The organism is Ferruginibacter profundus (genome assembly GCF_054783275.1).
Map to the genome: position 1 here is coordinate 166,994 of NZ_BAAGQW010000003.1, position 20,475 is coordinate 187,468.

Sequence of the window (20,475 nt, forward strand, 5' to 3'; positions counted from 1 at the left end):
GAGGTTTAGCAGTTTAGTTAAGAGTTTTCTAAACACCTGAACCACTAAACCTCTAAACCATTAAACTTCTAAACCCAATTTATGACCGGAATAATTCATTTAGAGAACATCCGCAAAAGCTACTACCTGGGCAAGCAGGAATTGCAGGTGCTTAAAGGTATTAGCCTGGATGTATTTAAGAATGAATACGTGGCTCTGATGGGCCCGAGCGGTAGCGGTAAATCTACCTTAATGAATATCCTGGGTTGTCTCGATTCTCCTACAGGAGGTAAATACATTTTAAATGGCAAGGATGTAAGCCGCATGCCCGACAATGACCTTGCCGAAGTACGCAACCAGGAAATAGGATTTGTGTTTCAGCAATTTAATTTATTGCCAAGGTTAACTGCATTGGAAAATGTGGCACTGCCATTGGTGTACAGCGGCATTGGTAAAAAAGAAAGAACAGAAAGAGCCAATGAAGTAATGGCTAAAGTAAAACTACAGGACAGAAGTCATCATAAACCCAATGAATTAAGTGGCGGACAATGCCAGAGGGTGGCCATTGCCCGGGCATTGATCAATAACCCTGCTATTATTTTAGCAGATGAACCTACAGGTAATTTAGATAGTAAAACCAGTTACGAGATCATGGATATACTGGGTAAGATACATGCCGATGGCAATACCGTTATACTGGTAACCCACGAAGAAGACATCTCTATGTTTGCCCACCGTGTGGTACGTTTACGAGACGGCGTAATTGAAACGGATAAACTCAATGCTAACCCGGCCACCATTGCGCAACCTGCATAGACCGGTGCCTCCATATTTTTACTGAACTAATACGGATATTTTTTGTTGCTTTGTGCTGTAACTACCACAACTATTATGGCATTCAAAATATATACAAAAACAGGCGACCTTGGAAAGACGTCCCTTATCGGCGGCACAAAAGTTGCCAAAAGCCATATCCGTATTGAAAGCTATGGCACCGTTGATGAATTAAATTCCTATATCGGCCTGGTGATTGACAATATTACCGATGAACCTTCCAGGATAACTTTAAAAGAAATACAGGACCGCCTTTTCACTATCGGCTCCTCTTTGGCCTGCGACCCGGATAAAGAACCTTTAATGAAGATCCCGGATCTGAAGGAAGAAGATATTGTGCTGTTGGAAAACGAGATCGACAGCATGAATGAAACTTTACCGGCAATGAAATCATTTATTCTTCCGGGAGGGCATCCAGCCATATCCACCGCACATATCACCCGCTGTGTTTGCCGCCGGGCAGAAAGGCTATGTGTAAATATGCAGCAGCATGACCTGTTTGTAGAGCCATTAGTGATAAAATATCTTAACCGCTTAAGTGATTATCTTTTTGTGCTGGCAAGATATATCGGCCATTTGCTGGGTGTGGGAGAAATTCCGTGGAAACCAAGAATCAGCAGTTAATGTTATAAAAATCCCCTCAACAAGTTGAGGGGACATTAATAAAAGCGTTCTTATATCTTAGTTCAGCGCTTCAATAGACAGTCTGGTGTATTTTTCTTTTTTGTTATTTTCCACTACCATGATATGTCCTTCTTTTGCAGGAAAGATGTAGGTCCTGATCTTTCCATCTTTATGGGGAACGGTACGTACAATTTTCTTTTGGTTCACATTGTAGATCATGATGTTCTTACTATCGTCAACAATCATATAGTTCGCTTTGGTGTTGGCATTATCCACGCTGTAAAAACTTCTCTGATTTAAAAAACCATTTAAAGGAAAAACACCCCTGAGGTATTTGGAATCGTCGCATGGAATCTCTGTTTCAAAAGATAAACTTCCCTTTGGATTTAATTTCATTAAAGCCACATCGGTGACCTTACACTTAGTAGTACCCGATACTGCCAGGATAATTGGCGTTACAGTTACCAGTGGTAAAAATATAATGGATGAAACAATAGAACCGATCTTGGCTTTTTTAACAAACTCTGATCCGGTAAAATAGGTATTACCATTATAATCCCTGAATGAGCTGCTCATGATGGCATAAGATTTTACATCACTGATGTACCCTCTTTTAGATATCGTTGGCTTTTGAGAACCATCGCCCCAATACGTAAAAGTTTGTTTGATATCAGTTTTAGTATGGCCTTTTATATCCATTACAAAAACACCTGAATAAGGGCCCTTAGCCAGTTGCTTTCCGTTGCTGATATTATTACCCTTATCCTGGTCAATTATACTTCCGCTTAAGTATGGCGTACCGGTTACAGGATCATTTGCAAAGCTCAGTACTTTTAAAGAATTACCTTCTTTATCGTTTAAAGCAATTTTATCGTAAGCCTTACCATCAGCAGCATTATAACTCAGCAATGAATAACCTCCTTCGTAATATTTTTCTTTTACCTTCTGCAACAAATAAATATCTGCTTTTGAAGTAAGTAAACTATAGGCCTGCTCTTCCGAAATACTTTTCTTCCATAGTTCTTTACCGGTAAGATCGTAGCTGATTAAATTACAGCCATCCTTATCGCCATAAAAACAAGCAAAGCCTTTTTGAGAAATGTTTTTTAATTGTATACGGTGTGTTAATCCGCCATAGTAAGTAAACTTACTCCTGGGTGATGCCCATAGTTCGTAGTCGGCAGATTTTAAACTGATACTATTGGTGTTGGTTTTTATGATTTTTCCATCAAGCGTTAAGAACTGCGTAAAGATGGCATTTTTTGCATCAAAGGCATTGTACTCCTTCCTGTTTTTAAATACTTTTCCGTTGATATTGCTTTTTAAATACGCTAAGCATAAAATGTCCTGCTCAAAAGATACCGCATCAAGGTCAAGTTTTTCTTCCCTGAAATTTACAGTACCAATATCATTGAGGTTTTCATCCATCAATGTTATTTTGTAATTAAAAGAATCTTCGCTGGCTTTTTCCAGTTGTGTAAACACCAGGTAGCCCACCAGGGCCTCATCCTGTGTAATGATCTTCATTTCAGAAGAAATGTCTTCATTTACTTCTTGAAATACTTTCGATTGTGCCTTTACGTTAGCCATAGTTGCAAAAATGCAAAAGGTAAGGCATACCATTAATTTTCTCATGTTGTATAGTTTCAGGTAAAAGATAAAATGCTATTTTTTAAAATGATCTGCAAATTCGCAGTACATACTTGTGGGGTTACTACTGATGAATTCTTTAGCGGCACTGGATTTCTTTTTATCATTGTCGTCACTGTCAAAATTAAGTGTACTCATCAGCACTTTTAATCCTTTTGATTCAGCTGACATACTTCCCCAAAAACTCTGATTGGCGGATGATTTATATAGTTGTTCTAAATTATCGGCGGGTATTTGTTCCAGCATGGTCTGCAGTTCGTAATAGTTTTTAGAAATGTACTCTTTGGGCTTAATGCCAATAGCATTAAAACGGTTGAGTTGCTTATTGGAATAATTAAGACCTGCTAGAATATTATGCGCCATAAAATCGTACCAGGTGTCGGTATTGCCTTTATCCTTTTCTAAAAAGATACGGTACAAACATGCGGTAAGATCCATGTTATCGTACATATTCCAGAGCAGCATTTTATTGGCCTTCTCTTTTATACTGGCGGTTACCGGAGTAAAAGCACCTTTGATGTTTACGAGATTTTTTGTTTTGTTATACCGCTCTATACAGTCAGGATGTGTTTTTAATGAATCATTAAGCCTGGTGGTGTCTTTAAAATTATAATTTTTTGAAGACAGCCCTTTGGTACGTTTTGTAAACCACCAATCTTCAATAGTAGTATTATAAGCAGCGAAGTAGGTTTTGGTTTCATTCTTTAAAGGCTCTTTATATTCGTTGTCTGTACTATCCAGTCTTAAAAATGCCTTAGGGTCAAAAGAGATATTGCTGTTTCTCAGCAACACAATTGCCAATGAATCCGCTTCGCTTTCGTGATAGCGGTGATGTTTGCTTCTGCTGAAGCTATATCCTTCCACTACTTTTTTTAATTTGGTCAGGCGTTCGTATTTAGAATCCAATACCGCATTCAATGAGTTTTTATATTCATCAGAAGTTAACCACACGGCCATTTCCTTCATCGAATTTTCGGCATGGTTTAAAATATTATGCGATAATTCGTGTGCTACCACCAATGCCACTTCTTCCCTGCTTTGCGAAAATGTGATCAGCCCGAGATTAACTGCAATTACATTGCCGCCAACAGCATAGGCATTTACGGAAGCACTTCTGTCGATGAGTAAAAGCTGCTTTTGTTTGATTAGCGTGGGGTTGCCCTTTGTAAGGTCGGTAATGATCTGGTTGATATAATTGTAAATATCGCCGTCATTAATATAATTATTGGCTTCAATGGCGCTGGTAATAAAATCAGTTCGGCCATCCCATATTTCCTTGTATTTTTTTTGAGTGGCTTTGTCTTTATACAAATCGGGGCATACCCAATTCTTTTTTAAAGAATCATCCTGCTTTGCAAAAGAAAACTTCGACAGGTCCTGGTAAGCATACAATTGCGGGCGCTGCGCCACTATATAAAAAGAAAAAAATAAAAAGGCTATGATCAAGCCGGAAGCTCTGCCGGTAGACGGTTTCATAAAATTAGTTATCCTTTAGGGTGCAGTGCAAAAATAGTGATTCAGTAATATTTTCAATTAAAAATTTTACTCATAACTGCTAGATAACGGATAATTACCTAATTTATTATTTTGCCATCTTTCATCATTACAATCCTGTCGCTCATCTGCGCCAGTTCTTCATTATGGGTAACAATTAAAAAGGTTTGATCGAATTGTTTTCTCAGGTCGATAAACAGTTGATGCAGGTCTTTTGCGTTGGCACTATCCAGGTTTCCTGTGGGTTCATCTGCCATCACAATGGAGGGATTGTTGATCAATGCCCTGGCTACAGCCACACGCTGCTGTTCGCCCCCGGAAAGCTGCTGTGGCTTATTTTCCAGGCGGCCGGACAGGCCTAAAGTTTGTAATAATCCCTCTGCTTTAGCAATAATTTCCTTCTTTTTGCCCCCGGCAATCCAGCCCGGAATGCACACATTCTCCAAAGCGGTAAATTCCGGCAACAGGTGGTGAAACTGGAAAACAAAGCCAATTTCCTTATTGCGGAAGGCAGCCAGCCTTTTGGGAGAGAGCTTATCCACCCGCTGGTTATTGAGGATGATCTCGCCGGCATCAGCTTTATCCAAAGTACCCAAAATGTGCAGCAGCGTGCTTTTGCCGGCGCCCGAGCTGCCCACAATGCTCACAATCTCTCCTTTTTTTATATTGATATCCACCCCTTTTAAAACCTCTAACTGCCCGTATTTCTTATGAATATTTCTTGCTGATAACATGCTTTAAAAGTAAGTAATAATTTATTAAAAACAGCTAATGCAACTTTTAACGGGGTTTACACAATCTTCTTAAAAACCAGCCGTTAATAAAACACTTTTGGTTATTTCCACAGAACGTATACATTTGCGGAAAATTAGGGATAGACAGCCCTGCAATTATTTAAGAAAATTAAAGAGATATAATATGTTTTGGACACTAGAATTAGCTTCCCATTTAGAAGACGCACCCTGGCCAGCTACCAAAGATGAGTTGATTGATTACTCTATCCGTAGCGGTGCCCCCATTGAAGTGGTAGAAAATTTACAGGAACTGGAAGATGAAGGTGAGATATACGAAAGCCTGGAAGATATCTGGCCGGATTACCCGAGCCATGAAGATTTCTTTTTTAATGAAGAAGAGTATTAAGAAAGCTGCAAGTTTTCAGCCACCGGCTACGAGTGGTTCTATGCGATATTAAAGAGCCTCCTGAAAAATTCAGGAGGCTTATTTATTTACATTGTTTCAATAACTAATTAACCGATAAAAGAATTAACTCTCAGGTACACCTAACTTCTCCATTACATAATTGCTTACACCTGTTGTAGAGTAACCGCCATCGTGAAATAAATTCTGCATGGTAACCATCCTGGTTAAATCGCTGAATAAAGTAATGCAGTAATTAGCACAATCTTCTGCACTGGCATTGCCTAAAGGCGCAATAGCATTGGCATAATCAAAGAAATCGCCAAAGCCTTTAATACCGGTACCTGCCGTGGTTTTGGTAGGTGATTGAGAAACGGTATTGATACGTACTTTTTTATCTACCCCATAATGATAACCAAAACTGCGGGCAATACTTTCCAGCATTGCTTTAATATCGGCCATATCAGTATAGAACGGATACGTGCGTTGTGCTGCCATATACGTTAATGCCACCACGCTACCCCATTCGTTTATCGCATCTAATTTTTTTGCTACCGCCAGCATTTTATGAAAACTCATTGCACTTACATCAATGCCCTTCATGAAGTAATCGTAATTGCTTTCTGTATAAGGAATTTTTTTACGGATGTTCACACTCATCCCGATAGAGTGCAGTACAAAATCCAGTTTACCGCCCAGTACTTCCTGGCTTTGGGTAAACAGGTTAGTCAATTCTTCTACGCTTGTGGCATCTGCAGGAATGATCTGGCTGCCGGTTTTTTCTGCCAGTTTATTGATCTCTCCCATGCGCATGGCAATGGGTGCATTGGTTAAAACAAATGTGGCACCTTCTTCGTGCGCTTTTTCTGCTACTTTCCAGGCAATTGAATTTTCATCCAGTGCACCGGTGATGATACCACGTTTTCCTTTTAGTAAGTTGTATGACATGATCGTTTGTTGAATTTTATTTTTTTAAAAAGTAAATGTACTATTCTTATTTTTTAAAGAAAAACTCTTTAAAATAAATTATAACAAAGCCAAACACAAACACAATCACCAATATACCGGCAAGGTTAAGTGCCATATACAGTATAAAATGTTTGAAAGACCGGCGGGGATTGATTTTTTTGTTCCAGAATTGATACATACCATAGCCGGTAAGTATAGCTGCTGCCACCACCATAAGTAATAAAATCTTTTGGAGCATGATTTGTGATTGGTAGTATTGTTTGAAACAACGGGTTCAAAATACCGGCGGGAAGCCGTAGCTTTCCGGTACTAATTCCCCACCATCTCCCTGGCATTCTGTAATGCAGCAGCAGTGGGCTTTTCGCCGCTCAGCATCTGTGCAATGGCGGTAATACGCTCGTCGTTATTCAAAAGCTTAACTGAAGTGATGATCTTATCTCCTTTGATGGCCTTATACACAAAATAATGTGCATTGGCTTTTGCCGCAATTTGTGGTTGATGCGTAATGGAAATCAGCTGATGCCCTTTTGATAATTCTTTCATGATATTACCAACCTGCTTGGCAGCTTCACCACTGATGCCGGTATCAATTTCATCAAATATTAACGTAGGTAATTGCAGTTTTTGCGCTACTAAAGATTTTATGCAAAGCATTAACCTGCTCAGCTCACCTCCGCTGGCAACTTTACGTAAAGGTTCAAAACGATTGCTTTTATTGGCATCAAATAAAAACTCAATCGCTTCACTTCCTGTATGACTTAATTCAACAGCAGTCAGTTCAATTTTAATTTGTGCATTGGGCATCCCCACCTGCTTTAATAAACCATTCACTTTTTCTGTAAAAGGTTTGATGGCTTTATGGCGGTTAGCAGCAATTGTTTTTGCCAATTGTTCGCACTCCTTTAATAACGAAGCAGTAAGTTTTTCTTTTTGTGCAATGGCTTCGCTGATGTTCAGCACATCATTTAATTTTTCCTGTAATGCTTCTTTAACAGCAAGCAATTCGCTGGTGGAATTTACGCTGTGTTTTTTCAATAGTTTATAACCCAATGAAATCTTATCATTCACTTCCTGTATGCGTTCAGGACTGTATTGTACGCTATCATTGATCTGTTCCAGTTCATCTGCAATATCCTGTAATTCTATCTGTGTGCTTAATAAACGTTTATTCAAGCCTTCAATAGCACCATGATATTGTTCTAAACCATGTAAACGATTATTTAGTGCTTTCAGTTGTTGCACTATCGGCTGCTCACTTTCTTTCAATTCGAAGTAAATACTGCCTAATTGCTGTTTTATATTTTCGGCATTACTTAACAACTTTAATTCTGCATCCAGCTCTTCTAATTCGTTGTCTTTAAAATTAGCCTCTTCCAGTTCGTCGAATAAAAATTTATTATAGTCGTAACTGGTATTGGCAGTGGTTTGTTGCTGTTGTAATTCCTGTAGTTCTTTTTTTGTTCTGGTAAATTGATTGAACTGCGTGCTGTATTGCTGCAATAATTTTCCGTTATCTGCCAATGCATCCAATACTTCCCGCTGAAAATCTGCATCGCCTAGTTCCAACGTATCAAACTGCTGGTGCAGATCCACCAGCGCCGCACTTAATGCTTTTAACTGGTTTACATTTACCGGGGTATCATTAATAAATGCCCTTGATTTTCCATTAACCGCAATCTCTCTTCTTATCACCAGTTCTTCTTCTGCATCAAGGTCATTCGCTGCCAGGAATTGCTTTACCGCAGTTTTGTTTTCGCTGTTGAAATAACCTTCCACCACGCATTTCTTTTCTTTTTGCTGCAATACGCTGCTATCAGCTCTTTCGCCCAGTATTAAGCCCAGGGCGCCCATTAAAATACTTTTACCGGCTCCTGTTTCACCGGTGATGATATTGAGGTTATCACTGAAATCGATAATAAGATCATCAATGATAGCGTAATTCTGTATGTGTAATTTTGAAAGCATAATTTGATGGAGCAAATTAGAGAATATCCCGCAGATTTCGCTGATGCCGCAGAAGAAAGTAGACTATTTTGCCTGCGGCAAAAAAATTGGCCACGGATTCCACAGATTTTCACGGATTATTTTCATAATAAAACCAAGTTCCGGCCAAGTGTATTAATCCGTGAAAATCTGTGCCATCCGTGGCAAAAAAACATCCCGACGTATGTCGGGATGTTTTAATTATTTTGCGGTAGATCCGGATAGCATATCCGGAGCACTTATTTTACTTCTACAGTATCATTTAAATCTGCGTCAACTAAAATACGGCCGCAGTTTTCGCACACCATTACTTTTTTACGCAGCTTAATTTCACTTTGTTTCTGCGGAGGAATAGCATGAAAACAACCACCACAGCTATCTCTTTCTACCGGTACTACTGCTAAGCCATTACGGTAGTTTTTACGGATACGATCGTAGCTCAATACCAATCTTTCATCAACATGAGTTCTTGCTGCTTCTGCTTCTTTATTATAGTGCTTTTCTTCTTTTTCAGTTTCGCTGATGATCTTTTCCAGCTCCCCTTTTTTACCGGCAAGGTTATGTTCTTTGGTAGCTACTGCTTTCTTTGCAATTTCCAGTTGTCTTGCTTTATCAGAAATTTCTTCAGTAGCATCTTTAATGTGCTTTTCGCAAAGTTTCACTTCCAGGGTTTGCATTTCAATCTCTTTATTGATCGCTTCAAACTCACGGTTGTTCTTTACATTCTCACTTTGCTTTTCGTATTTTTTAATCAGCTCTTCCGCTTCTTTGATACCATTTTTCTTTTGTTCGATAAATTCCTGGATACCATTTATTTCTTCTTCCACACGGGTTTGTCTTGCATGTAATCCTTCAATTTCATCTTCAAGGTCTTTAACCTCCATAGGTAATTCACCTTTAAGAATTTGAATTTCGTCCAGTTTGCAATCTATTTTTTGCAATAATACCAGGGACTTTAATTTTTCTTCAACGGAGAAATCTTTTACTGAAGCCATATTTTAATTTTAGATTTTAGATTTGTGATTTCAGATTTTTTAAAGACAGGCGTTTTAAAAGCCATCTGTAGATCATCCTTATCTTTTCTTAAAAATACTGAACTGGATTGGTATTCAGGCCAGTTTTAAGGACGGCAAAGTTAGGGAATTTTTCTGTCAAAACCTCAAATAACAGGTCGGTGGTGAACTGTTCGCTCTCGTAGTGGCCAATATCAGCAATTACCAGGCGGCCGTTGGCATCAAAAAACTCGTGGTATTTGATGTCGGAACTGATATAGAAATCAGCACCAGCCGCTATTGCAGCCCCGATTAAAAAGCTACCGGCACCCCCACAAAGGGCCACTTTTTGCACTTCTTTTCCCATTAAAGCTGTGTGCCTGACCATTGAAATGTTAAAAATTTCTTTTATACTTTTTAGGAAATCGACTTCAGCCATGGGGGTGGGCAATTTGCCTATTAAACCGCTGCCAATCACCTGGCTGGTATTTTCTAAAGAAATTATGTCATAAGCCACCTCCTCATAGGGATGCGCCTGAATGAGGGCATTATAAATTGGTTTCTCCAACCAGGCAGGAAAGATCACCTCTATTTTGATCTCCTCTTCAGTATGCCTTTTGCCGATTGTTCCAATAAAAGGCATTGTGGTTGCGCCAGGTTTAAAAGTGCCTGAACCGGGACTATTGAAGCTGCATTCGCTGTAATTACTGATTTTTCCGCCGCCGGCAGCAAAAATCGCATTGCGTACTTTGTCTGCATGCTCAACCGGGGCAAAGGTGAACAGCTTTTTTAATACCCCTTTTTTAGCTTGCAACACTTCATAGTTCATTAAACCTAATTTATCAGCGATGGTGCCATTTACACCGTATAGCCAGTTATCGAGGTTTGTGTGAATGGCATAGATGGCAATATCATTTTTTATGGCAGTGATGATGATTTGTTCCACATAATTGCTGCCGGTTATTTTTTTCAATCCGCCAAATACAATAGGGTGATGCGCCACGATCAAGTTGCATTTTTTTTCGATGGCTTCTTTTACCACCTCTTCTGTTGCATCCAATGTTGTAATAATTCCCGTACATTGCCAATTGGCATTACCTGTAATAAGGCCGGCATTATCGTAACTTTCCTGTAATGTAAGGGGTGTCGTTTTTTCTAAGGAAGTTATTATATCCTGAATGATCATGTATAAATATTAAAGTATGAAATCAGCAATGTTGTACGATGAATATAAAACAAAGATGCAAAAAATAGCCGATGTAAAATACGCATCAGCAGTTTTGCAATGGGACCAGGAAACGTATTTACCCCCCAAAGGAAATACCATACGCGGCAAACAGATTGCCACATTGAGTGAAATAGCCCACCAGCAATTTACCGATGAAAAAATGGGTGTATTACTTAAAGAATTGGCAGGCAAAGACGATTTGAGTGATGCCGAAAAAAAGAATGTGGAGCTGAGCCTGACCGATTATACCAAAGCCACCAGGTTCAGCAGCCATTTTGTGCGGCAGCTAAGCGAAACCACCAATAAAAGTTTTCATGCCTGGATACAGGCGAGAAAGGAAAATGCATTTGCTATTTTTCAGCAACCCCTGGATGACCTGATACAACTGAAAAAACAGGAAGCTGAAATTTTGGGATATGAAAAACATCCTTACAATGCTTTAATGAATGAGTATGACAAAGGATTAACTGTAGCCATTACAGATAAAGTTTTTGCAGACCTTAAACCTCAATTATCAGTTTTATTAAACACTATAAAAAATAAAACACAGGCAGACAGCTACTTTCTGCACCAGCATTTTGATAAAGACCAGCAATGGAAATTTGGCGTGGAAATTTTAAAACGCATGCAGTTTGATTTTGAAGCCGGCAGGCAGGATATAAGCGAACATCCTTTTACCATCAATTTTAATAATGCCGATGTAAGGGTTACCACAAGAATAGATGAAACCGATTTTGGTAACATGACCTGGAGTTGTATACATGAGGGCGGGCATGCTTTGTACGAGCAGGGTTTACCCGGTGATGAATACGGATTACCCCTGGGTGAGTACGCCAGCCTGAGCATTCACGAAAGCCAGAGCCGCCTGTGGGAAAACAATGTGGGCAGGGCTTTACCCTTCTGGCAACACAATTTTCCGCTGGCAAAAACGTTCTTCGCTAAGCAGTTTGGCAAGATAACCACCAGGGAATTTTACAGGGCCATCAATAAAGTACAGCCTTCATTAATAAGAACCGAAGCCGATGAACTGACCTATCATTTTCATGTGATGATACGGTACGAGATAGAGAAAATGCTGATAGACGGAACGATTGCAACCAAAGATATTCCTGCATACTGGAATGAACATTACGAACAATATTTAGGTGTAAAAGTACCTGATGATAAAAGAGGTTGCCTGCAGGATGTACACTGGAGCCATGGCAGTTTTGGTTATTTTGCCACCTATAGTTTGGGAAGTTTGTATGCCGCACAATTGTATGCAGCGATAAGCAGGGAAAATGACTCTTTGGAAAAAGAAATAGCGGATGGCAATAACGCCACTTTGCTCAACTGGCTTAAAAAAAATATTTATCCGTACGGCAGGTATCACACTTCTGAGGAATTGTGTAAAAAAGCCACAGGCGAAACATTAAACAGTACCCATTTTATTAATTATGCCACTAAAAAATACAGTGATATTTACAATACTTAAAAATGAAGGTATGCCGGGTATAATCTACAGGTCGAGGTTTATTATTGCACTGGCTTTTGCAGTATTGTTACTGCTGAGCAGCTGTAGTAAAAGCGCCATTATTGCGGCTAACAGAAGTTTACTGGAACAATATTTTGAAGACAATATTTTAAATAAAGATTTTGTGGTGGAAGAGGCTACTGACAATGGCACCAGCCTGACCGCACAGTTTAACGGTTATACATTTAAGCTTACCAAAAACACCTTACTTGATGGCCCTATGACGGCTACAATGGGTACCACTGTTCTTTCCGGAACCTGGAGCTCCAATGATGATTATAGTAAACTGGTGATCACCCTGCCCAATTCGGTTACGGCCTTCAGCTTCTTAAACCGTGAGTGGAAGTTCACTAAAAAAGCCCTCCCTATTATGGAATTAGCCCCCTGGGGCACCACGGAACCTAAAGTTTTGCACATGCAGCGCTTGTAAATGTGGATAAACTTCCTTAACTTAGCTTTTCGCAGAATTTTTAGCTTACAACCTTATACTAATTGTCTTAAACCACAACGGAAATACTCGTCCTGGCTATTTTCTTTCTAACACAATTTTTTATCTGGTTTTGAGTTATAGCAGCATACAGCTTTGGCTGTACTGTCCAATTATTCATAAAAAACAACGCACTAACAATGACTGCCAGCACTGGAGTCAAATACAGTTTAATTGCTGTATTATCAGTTTTTTTAAGTTTTTCAACAAAAGCTCAATTAACTGCTAATTTTACAGCCACTCCTTTGGCGGGTTGTGCACCGCTTGTAGTAAGTTTCACCGATCAATCCACAGGCTCTCCCACCCAATGGAAATGGGATCTGGGCAATGGCACCATTTCTTTTCTTCAAAATCCTTCTGTTACTTATTTTAATCCCGGCCAATATACGGTTAAGTTAGTGGTGCATGATGTAAATGGAGATTCCAATACCATTATTAAAACACAATACATTACTGTAAATGCAGCGCCGGCAGTTGCCTTTACAGGAGCTCCGTTAACGGGCTGTTTTCCCTTACCGGTAAATTTTACCGACCAAAGTACTTCCGGCAGCGGTACTATCAGTACCTGGCAATGGGATTTTGGCGATGGTGCATCCAGCAATATTCAAAACCCTTCTCACACCTATACCGGATCGGGTAACTATAATGTTACTTTACGATTAACCAATAGTGCTGGTTGCAGCAAGGTGTTAACAAAGCTGCAATATGTAAAAATCAGCAGTGGTGTACATGCCGATTTTTCTAATAACACCCCTTCCGCCTGTAACCCACCGGTAACTGTTAATTTTCAAAATTTATCAACCGGTACAGGTGTATTAACTTACCAATGGAGTTTTGGTGATGGTGGTACTTCCACAGCAGCCAATCCTTCTCATATTTACAATACCGCAGGTATTTATACCGTAAGGCTGATCACTGCTAACGGTGGCGGCTGTACTGATACCATTACCAAAACAAATCTTATCAATATAGGCACTATCAATGCCGCCTTTACCAGTGCCGGCAGTGTTTGTGTAAATGCCCCGTTACTCTTTACCAATACTTCGGCACCGGCACCTGTTGCTGCAGCCTGGGATTTTGGTGATGCCACTACATCCACACAAATCAACCCGGTAAAAATATACAGCACACCCGGAGTTTACCAGGTGCGTATGATTGCAGATTTCGGAGGCTGCCTTGATACCGCTTACAAAACCATTACAGTTTTAAATAAACCCACGGCAACCTTTACTGCAACCAACACCAGCGGCTGCCAGGCCCCGCTTACTGTTAGTTTTAATAATACCAGTACCGGTGCAGCCATTTATAACTGGGATTTTGGCGATGGTAATACCTCTGCCGTACGCAACCCTATACATACCTACAACAGCACGGGAACATTTACCGTTACATTGATAGCGACAAATGCCAATGGCTGTTCGGACACTTTGAAAAAGATTGACCTGGTAAAAATTATACCGCCACAGGTTAGCATTAATAATCTGCCGGTGGCTGCGTGTGCCCCATTAACCTGGACATTTTCAGCTACCATAAATTCTGTTGACCCGGTAATAAGTTACCACTGGGATTTTGGTGATGGCAATACGTCCACTGCCATCAATCCAACACATATTTTTGCTGCAGGTGTTTATGATATACAACTTATTATTACCACTGCCGGAGGGTGTACGGATACGGCAACGGTTACACGTGGTATCACAGCTTCCGTAAAACCGGTTCCAAATTTAGTGGCTACGCCAAGAGATGTGTGCGCCCACCTTCCTGTAAATTTCACTGATCTTTCTACAGGTACCATTACCAACTGGCTTTGGAATTTTGGTGATGGCGGCACCTCAACAGAACAAAACCCAAGCCATACATATGAGGATACCGGCTATTTTACTATTACTTTAATTGTTTGCAATGCCGGTTGCTGCGATTCTATCAAATTCTTAAATTACGTACATATTAATCCGCCCATTGCAGCATTTGATGTGGATTTTTTATGCAGATCTAAAACACGTACGTTTACCGATAAATCCATTGGTGCTGATGAATGGAACTGGAATTTTGGTGATGGCAATACTTCTACACAACAAAGTCCGGTACATACTTTTGCAGATACCGGAACCTACACTATTTCTTTACGGGTAAAAAATTATACTACAGGTTGCGAATACACGAAAATAACAACTGTACGCATCATCGATGAAAGAGCCAGCTTCACCGCTTCAGATTCTGTAATTTGTAAAAACAATGCGGTAAACTTTACTGCTACCGGTAATAATAATGCCAATGTGGCCAGTTATGAATGGTCGTTTGGTGATGGCGCTACCGGCGGCAATGCCAGCACCTCACATATCTATACGCAGGCCGGCAAATACACGGTGCAATTAATAGTAACTGATATTTTTAATTGCAAAGACACTTTAATAAAATCCCTGTACATACAGGTAGACGGGCCTACTGCAGGCTTTGCACCCAGCGTGCCCGGCAGCTGTTTACTAAGTGCTATCACCTTCACCGATAATTCTGTAACAGATGGTACGCATCCCATCAGCAGCTGGACATGGACCTACGGAGATGGCATCATTGATACCTTAACAGCTCCCCCGTTTCAACACACTTACAGCGGGCCCGGCGTTTACACCGTATCGTTGAAAGTTACAGACAGTAAGGGCTGTGTTGATTCTATTGTAAAAAACAGTGTTATTATTATTTCAAAGCCGGTAGCTGGTTTTGCTACAGCAGATACTTTATCGTGCCCCACCAGGTTGATTACATTTACCAATAGTTCAACAGGCCCGGGCTTAAATTATACCTGGCATTTTGGTGATGGCACTACCAGTACTGCCACCAATCCCACACACAGTTATGCGGCTGATGGCTTATACACCATAAAATTATTTATTACTGATCAGTACGGTTGCAGTGATTCGCTCATCATTCCTGATTATGTAAAGATCGTTTCGCCACATTCCAATTTCAGTATGAGTGATTCGTTGGGTACATGCCCGCCTTTGTTTGTAAGTTTCACCAATCAATCACAAAACTTTACTGCTGTACACTGGGATTTTGGTGACGGCACGTCCACACAATCCGATAACCCTTCTCACTTTTACAATGTACCGGGTGTTTATTTTGCTAAATTAACCGTCACCAGTCCGGGTGGTTGTACCGATGTTTATCAAAGAAAAATTACCGTTCGGGGACCGGTGGGCAATTTTACCTATGGCCCTATCAATGGCTGCAAACCTTTAACGGTACATTTTGCTGCCACCACGCAAGACAGGCTTTCGTTTATATGGGATTTTAATGATGGTACCACCACGTCTACTTTAGATTCTGTAATGTCGCACACTTATGCCATTCCCGGCATTTATGTACCCAAAATGATATTAGTAGATCCGGGAGGATGTGTGGTACCCATACTAGGCCCGGATACAATTATTGTAAATGGTGTTGCTGCCAACTTTGGATTTATTAATCACAATTATTGTGATGCTGCTTCCATTGCATTTTCTGATTCGTCTATAAGCAATGATGTTATTACCAGTTATGCCTGGGATTTTGGTGATGGCCATACCTCTGTTTTGCAAAACCCAACGCATTTTTACAGCACACCGGGGCTTTATTTTCCGCAATTAATTGTTACCACACAAAGTGGTTGTGCCGATACATTAAAAAATCCTGCGCCGGTAAGAATCGTCGCCTCACCACAAGCCAGTATCGGCAGCACAGGCAATGGTTGTGCGCCACTAACTGTTAGCTTTAGGGGACAATTATTAATACCGGACACTTCTGCTATACAATGGCACTGGAATTTCGGCAATGGCAATACTTCCCTTATACAAAATCCGCCATCACAGATCTATACCACTGCAGGCACTTATAACGCCAGGCTGATCGCTATTAACAGCAGCGGCTGTGCAGACACCATCACTAAAACTATTGATGCTTTTGTAGTGCCCATTGTTGATGCCGGTGCCGATACTTTAGTGTGCAGGGGCAATAGCATTTCCTTAAATGCAACAGGTGCAGCTTCCTATACCTGGACACCTGCTACAGGACTGAGTTGTACCAATTGTGCCAGGCCAACAGCCAAACCCGACTCTGCTACCAACTATATTGTAAAAGGCACTACCCTGCAGGGTTGCAGTAATACCGACAGTGTGCTGGTAAAAGTAAAACAACGTTTTACGATGTTGAACAGCCGGGGAGATACTTTGTGCAAAGGCAGTTCGGTGCGGTTATTTGCCAGCGGAGGATTCTCTTATGTATGGAGTCCTTCTTCAGGATTGAGCAGTACCTCCAGCGCAACTCCATTAGCAACTCCGCAAAACACCACTACCTATAAAGTAATTGGTACCGATGATAAAGGCTGTTTTAAAGATACCGGCTTTGTTACGGTAAAAGTGTATCCTATACCTACAGTAGAAGCAGGCAACGACAAAACTATTAATGTTGGACAAACAGTTGACCTGATGCCCACCATCTCGGCCGATGTAAGTACAGTGGTTTGGACACCAACACAAAGTATTGTACAATATCATAACCCAGGCATTACCGTTAAACCAAGAGAAACCACCGAATACATGGTTGAGGCAAGCAATGCCGGCGGCTGCAAAACCCGTGATCATGTAACCGTATTTGTTATTTGTAATGGCGCCAATGTTTTTATACCGAATACTTTTTCTCCCAATGGCGACGGGGTGAATGATATTTTTTACCCGAGAGGTACAGGCCTTTTCTCCATTAAAACCTTACGCATCTTCAACCGCTGGGGCGAAGTGGTGTATGAAAAAAATGGTTTTATGCCTAACGACGTTAATGCCGGGTGGAATGGCACGGTGAGGGGCATGAAACAGAATCCTGATGTATTTGTTTATACTGTGGATATTATTTGCGACAACAGCAGCGTGCTGACGCTGAAGGGTAACGTGGCTTTGATACAGTAATCAGCTCATCAATTAAAATTATCCTGCTTTTCTTTTATTTTAAGTTATTGATGCCAATAGGATGTTGCAGGTTCAAAACAAAAATTTGTTCTTCGTAGCTGCTGGTTCGTGCGCCGCTGGAGTATAGGTTGATTTAAGTAAGAGGAAAGAATAATTTAAAAATATGCTAAAAGTAATTTTATTTACAACTACGTTGGCATTGATTCTAAGTGTTTGTTCGGGCCAATCCTCTTACGAGAAAGGTCATAAGGAATATCTAGATGGCGATTTGAATAAGGCAATCGCATTTTTTTCGGCTTCAATAGATACGAAGAAGGACATCTATGACTCCTACGTACTGAGGGGGGCATCTTATGGTATTCTAAAAGAATATGATAAAGCAGTTTCAGATTTGGATTTTGCAATTAGATTAGATTCTAATAATTATAAAGCGTATTACCAATTTGGAAGAATTTATTCATATAAAAAAGAATATACATTAGCTATACAATGTTATAACCTTGCTATAAGTAAAAATGAGTCAAGGGCAAATATTTATGATGATAGAGCTATTTGCAAATTAATGGTCAATGATTTCAGCGGAGCAGTTTTAGACGAAAACATGGCTATTAATTTAGATTCTACCAGTAGTGAATATTATTGTAATCGGGGATATGCAAAAAGTAAATTATTGCTGTATGAAAGTGCAATAATAGATTTTACTGCTTCTATTAAAATTGAGCCAAATCAAAAAGCTTTTGCAAATAGAGGATTTGCATATTCAGCAATTGGAGACGAAAAAAAGGCTATAAATGATTTTAATAAGTCTCTTAGTTACAATTTAAAAAACGCCGAAGTGCTTTTTTTTAGAGGTCTTGCATATAAAAGATCAGGAAAAATGAAAGAGGCTTGTGAAGACTTCAAAAATAGTAGCGAACTTGGATTTACAGAAGCAATTAATGAACAAAAAAGTACATGTAAATAAGGGAAATTATGATACCGAGAGTGGCTCTTTTGATCTTGTCCCTTTTAATTACAAAAGTTACGTTTTCTCAGTTAAATGACTGCGATGACAAACCTGTAACCCAATCTTTTTTTGGGGAATTTCTGGGTAATTCAGGAGCATTATTGTCTATAAACTATGAAAGAATTTTTGGAAGTAACCCGAAAAATAAAATTCATTATTCAATAAGAGCAGGATTTGCCTCATCTGTAAGACATGCAGATAGTACCAGAATTTATAATATACCTTTAGAGTTCAATATCTACTATGGGAAAAAAAGGCATTTTATGGAATCAAGTTTAGGTTGGACGGGCATTATAGGTAAAGATTTTACAGATATGACATTTACGCCCGCGAAATATTACCAAGCTTTTGAAAATTTATACACATTTAGGATAGGTTATCGTTTAATTACTCAGGGGGGAGGTTTTATTAGAGTCGCGCCTTTAGTATTACAATTAACAAATTATGGGCAAACCAAACTAAGGTATACAATAGCTATTGCTGCAGGATATTGTTGGTAAACAATTGAAATAGTAGCTCCTTTCAAAACTTCATAGCCTTTAGTTAATACCGTTCTTACAGCCCGAACAAGATCTTTTACTTTGGCACCAAGGGTCTTGTATTTATAGGGCTTGCCTGCGGCAAGTATTCCTAACCGTTTGACTGCGGCTTTTGCATTTGCGTAGCAAATGCAAAACAAGTTCTTTCAATTATAGTATTTAAAAAATTCAACTTAAAAATAACCTTACTTAAACCCTTTATTGTATTCTCTTTTTTAAAAACCAGATAATTTGACCCTCTGCCGTTTGCTGCTCCATTACTTTACCGTAACATACGAAAGGTCTTGATACCAATGGTGTTACAGAAATCAATCTTCAGCCCTTGATTGACTTGAATAGCCTTGCCCTTTGACATAATATGTTTTTCGTCTAATCCCTTTATAGTGTTCTGTCCATAACCCATTTTTCACAGGTTCAAAATACTGACTAACTGTAAGTTTTCCTCTTAACCCATGCCCTTTAGGTGAACTAAAATATTGCTTTAATGTGTCCAAAGAACTTTCGTAGTAACCTTTGTCATATAATTTGTTATTTTTGTAAACTTCACAATAACATTTCCCTCGTGTATCAAAAAAAACGAATCTGAAATAGGTGTTTTCAGTGTGATTATAGATAATTGTATCGTTAATGTTTACACTATCAGAAAGAATAATTATTCTGTTATAGTCAGAAAAATTAATTGGAAGTGGCCATTTTTGGCACTTTGCCGAATTAAGCTTTAAAAGCAATATTAGAATTAGACTTATTAGTTTGTAAGTTTTCATAAATAATATTATTTAATTTTTTGTAACAGTTACACTACTTTTATTAAATGAGTTGTTCGAAGAATTTGTATCGGTAATTTGTGTTATCGTACCATTCACAGTAATCTTATCTTTACTTAAGCCAGATTTTTGAGTAGCAAATTTTCTATATTCTCTCTTAACATTTTCAACAATCACCTCTGTTACTTTCCCTTTTCCATATAGACTTATATCGATAGAGATAGAAGTAACACTTTCATCTGCTTTTATCGCAGTCAATCTTTCTTCAAATTGGTCTGATTGATCTATAATTTTGTCATTTTTATCCATACTATAATGCATCCAAGGAACACTTTTGAA

At 39.4% G+C, this 20,475-nt stretch carries 18 protein-coding genes; 8 read left to right on the forward strand and 10 right to left on the reverse strand.

The genetic code is table 11. The features are described from left to right. Positions 1 to 81: 81 nt before the first annotated feature. Positions 82 to 795, forward strand: a complete 714-nt coding sequence (locus tag ACYVM0_RS20555) for an ABC transporter ATP-binding protein (protein WP_460560199.1) — start codon at positions 82 to 84, stop codon at positions 793 to 795. A 75-nt stretch (positions 796 to 870) separates the two neighbouring features. Beyond that, entirely contained in the window at positions 871 to 1,437 is a 567-nt protein-coding gene (locus ACYVM0_RS20560; protein WP_460560201.1) for an ATP:cob(I)alamin adenosyltransferase, read from the forward strand. 57 nt (positions 1,438 to 1,494) lie between these two features. Here ACYVM0_RS20560 and ACYVM0_RS20565 read toward each other — a convergent pair whose 3' ends face one another. The 3 genes from ACYVM0_RS20565 to ACYVM0_RS20575 all read right to left on the reverse strand — a co-directional run bounded on the left by ACYVM0_RS20565 (position 1,495) and on the right by ACYVM0_RS20575 (position 5,315). Beyond that, a complete protein-coding gene (locus ACYVM0_RS20565) occupies positions 1,495 to 3,072 on the reverse strand; it encodes a DUF6770 family protein (RefSeq protein WP_460560203.1) in 1,578 nt (525 codons plus the stop codon). A gap of 30 nt (positions 3,073 to 3,102) precedes the next feature. Continuing rightward, positions 3,103 to 4,563, reverse strand: coding sequence for a M48 family metalloprotease (locus ACYVM0_RS20570; RefSeq protein ID WP_460560205.1), 1,461 nt, complete (start codon positions 4,561 to 4,563; stop codon positions 3,103 to 3,105). A 98-nt stretch (positions 4,564 to 4,661) separates the two neighbouring features. Continuing rightward, positions 4,662 to 5,315, reverse strand: coding sequence for an ABC transporter ATP-binding protein (locus tag ACYVM0_RS20575; RefSeq protein ID WP_460560208.1), 654 nt, complete (start codon positions 5,313 to 5,315; stop codon positions 4,662 to 4,664). A gap of 184 nt (positions 5,316 to 5,499) precedes the next feature. Here ACYVM0_RS20575 and ACYVM0_RS20580 point away from each other — a divergent pair, with 184 nt between their 5' ends. Then, complete coding sequence (locus ACYVM0_RS20580; protein ID WP_430987439.1) at positions 5,500 to 5,721, forward strand: DUF2795 domain-containing protein; 222 nt, start codon at positions 5,500 to 5,502, stop codon at positions 5,719 to 5,721. 123 nt (positions 5,722 to 5,844) lie between these two features. Here ACYVM0_RS20580 and ACYVM0_RS20585 read toward each other — a convergent pair whose 3' ends face one another. The 5 genes from ACYVM0_RS20585 to ACYVM0_RS20605 form a co-directional block, all read right to left on the reverse strand. After that, complete coding sequence (locus ACYVM0_RS20585; protein WP_460560210.1) at positions 5,845 to 6,666, reverse strand: enoyl-ACP reductase FabI; 822 nt, start codon at positions 6,664 to 6,666, stop codon at positions 5,845 to 5,847. 46 nt (positions 6,667 to 6,712) lie between these two features. Next, on the reverse strand, positions 6,713 to 6,925 hold the full coding sequence (locus ACYVM0_RS20590; protein WP_460560212.1) for a hypothetical protein: 213 nt from the start codon (positions 6,923 to 6,925) through the stop codon (positions 6,713 to 6,715). A 71-nt stretch (positions 6,926 to 6,996) separates the two neighbouring features. Further along, positions 6,997 to 8,652 carry a DNA repair protein RecN gene (recN, locus tag ACYVM0_RS20595; protein WP_460560214.1) on the reverse strand — a complete coding sequence of 552 codons (1,656 nt, stop codon included), beginning with the start codon at positions 8,650 to 8,652 and terminating at the stop codon, positions 6,997 to 6,999. A gap of 257 nt (positions 8,653 to 8,909) precedes the next feature. Beyond that, positions 8,910 to 9,665 (reverse strand): zinc ribbon domain-containing protein, encoded by a 756-nt coding sequence (locus tag ACYVM0_RS20600; RefSeq protein WP_430987443.1) that lies wholly within the window; start codon positions 9,663 to 9,665, stop codon positions 8,910 to 8,912. Positions 9,666 to 9,753: 88 nt separating this feature from the next. Beyond that, positions 9,754 to 10,848 (reverse strand): Nif3-like dinuclear metal center hexameric protein, encoded by a 1,095-nt coding sequence (locus tag ACYVM0_RS20605; RefSeq protein ID WP_460560217.1) that lies wholly within the window; start codon positions 10,846 to 10,848, stop codon positions 9,754 to 9,756. Between the two features lie 16 nt (positions 10,849 to 10,864). Here ACYVM0_RS20605 and ACYVM0_RS20610 point away from each other — a divergent pair, with 16 nt between their 5' ends. From ACYVM0_RS20610 to ACYVM0_RS20630, 5 genes are all read left to right on the forward strand, one after another. Beyond that, on the forward strand, positions 10,865 to 12,364 hold the full coding sequence (locus ACYVM0_RS20610) for a carboxypeptidase M32 (RefSeq protein WP_460560219.1): 1,500 nt from the start codon (positions 10,865 to 10,867) through the stop codon (positions 12,362 to 12,364). Between the two features lie 10 nt (positions 12,365 to 12,374). Continuing rightward, positions 12,375 to 12,833, forward strand: coding sequence for a hypothetical protein (locus ACYVM0_RS20615; protein WP_460560221.1), 459 nt, complete (start codon positions 12,375 to 12,377; stop codon positions 12,831 to 12,833). Between the two features lie 197 nt (positions 12,834 to 13,030). Continuing rightward, positions 13,031 to 17,827 (forward strand): PKD domain-containing protein, encoded by a 4,797-nt coding sequence (locus ACYVM0_RS20620; RefSeq protein ID WP_460560223.1) that lies wholly within the window; start codon positions 13,031 to 13,033, stop codon positions 17,825 to 17,827. 163 nt (positions 17,828 to 17,990) lie between these two features. Next, complete coding sequence (locus ACYVM0_RS20625; protein WP_460560225.1) at positions 17,991 to 18,791, forward strand: tetratricopeptide repeat protein; 801 nt, start codon at positions 17,991 to 17,993, stop codon at positions 18,789 to 18,791. Positions 18,792 to 18,799: 8 nt separating this feature from the next. Then, positions 18,800 to 19,333, forward strand: a complete 534-nt coding sequence (locus ACYVM0_RS20630) for a hypothetical protein (RefSeq protein ID WP_460560227.1) — start codon at positions 18,800 to 18,802, stop codon at positions 19,331 to 19,333. 347 nt (positions 19,334 to 19,680) lie between these two features. Here the strand turns inward: ACYVM0_RS20630 and ACYVM0_RS20635 are convergent, their stop codons facing one another. Together ACYVM0_RS20635 and ACYVM0_RS20640 are read right to left on the reverse strand one after the other, a co-directional pair. Next, positions 19,681 to 20,136 carry a hypothetical protein gene (locus ACYVM0_RS20635; protein ID WP_460560229.1) on the reverse strand — a complete coding sequence of 152 codons (456 nt, stop codon included), beginning with the start codon at positions 20,134 to 20,136 and terminating at the stop codon, positions 19,681 to 19,683. A gap of 12 nt (positions 20,137 to 20,148) precedes the next feature. After that, positions 20,149 to 20,445, reverse strand: coding sequence for a hypothetical protein (locus ACYVM0_RS20640; RefSeq protein WP_460560231.1), 297 nt, complete (start codon positions 20,443 to 20,445; stop codon positions 20,149 to 20,151). Positions 20,446 to 20,475: the final 30 nt, after the last annotated feature.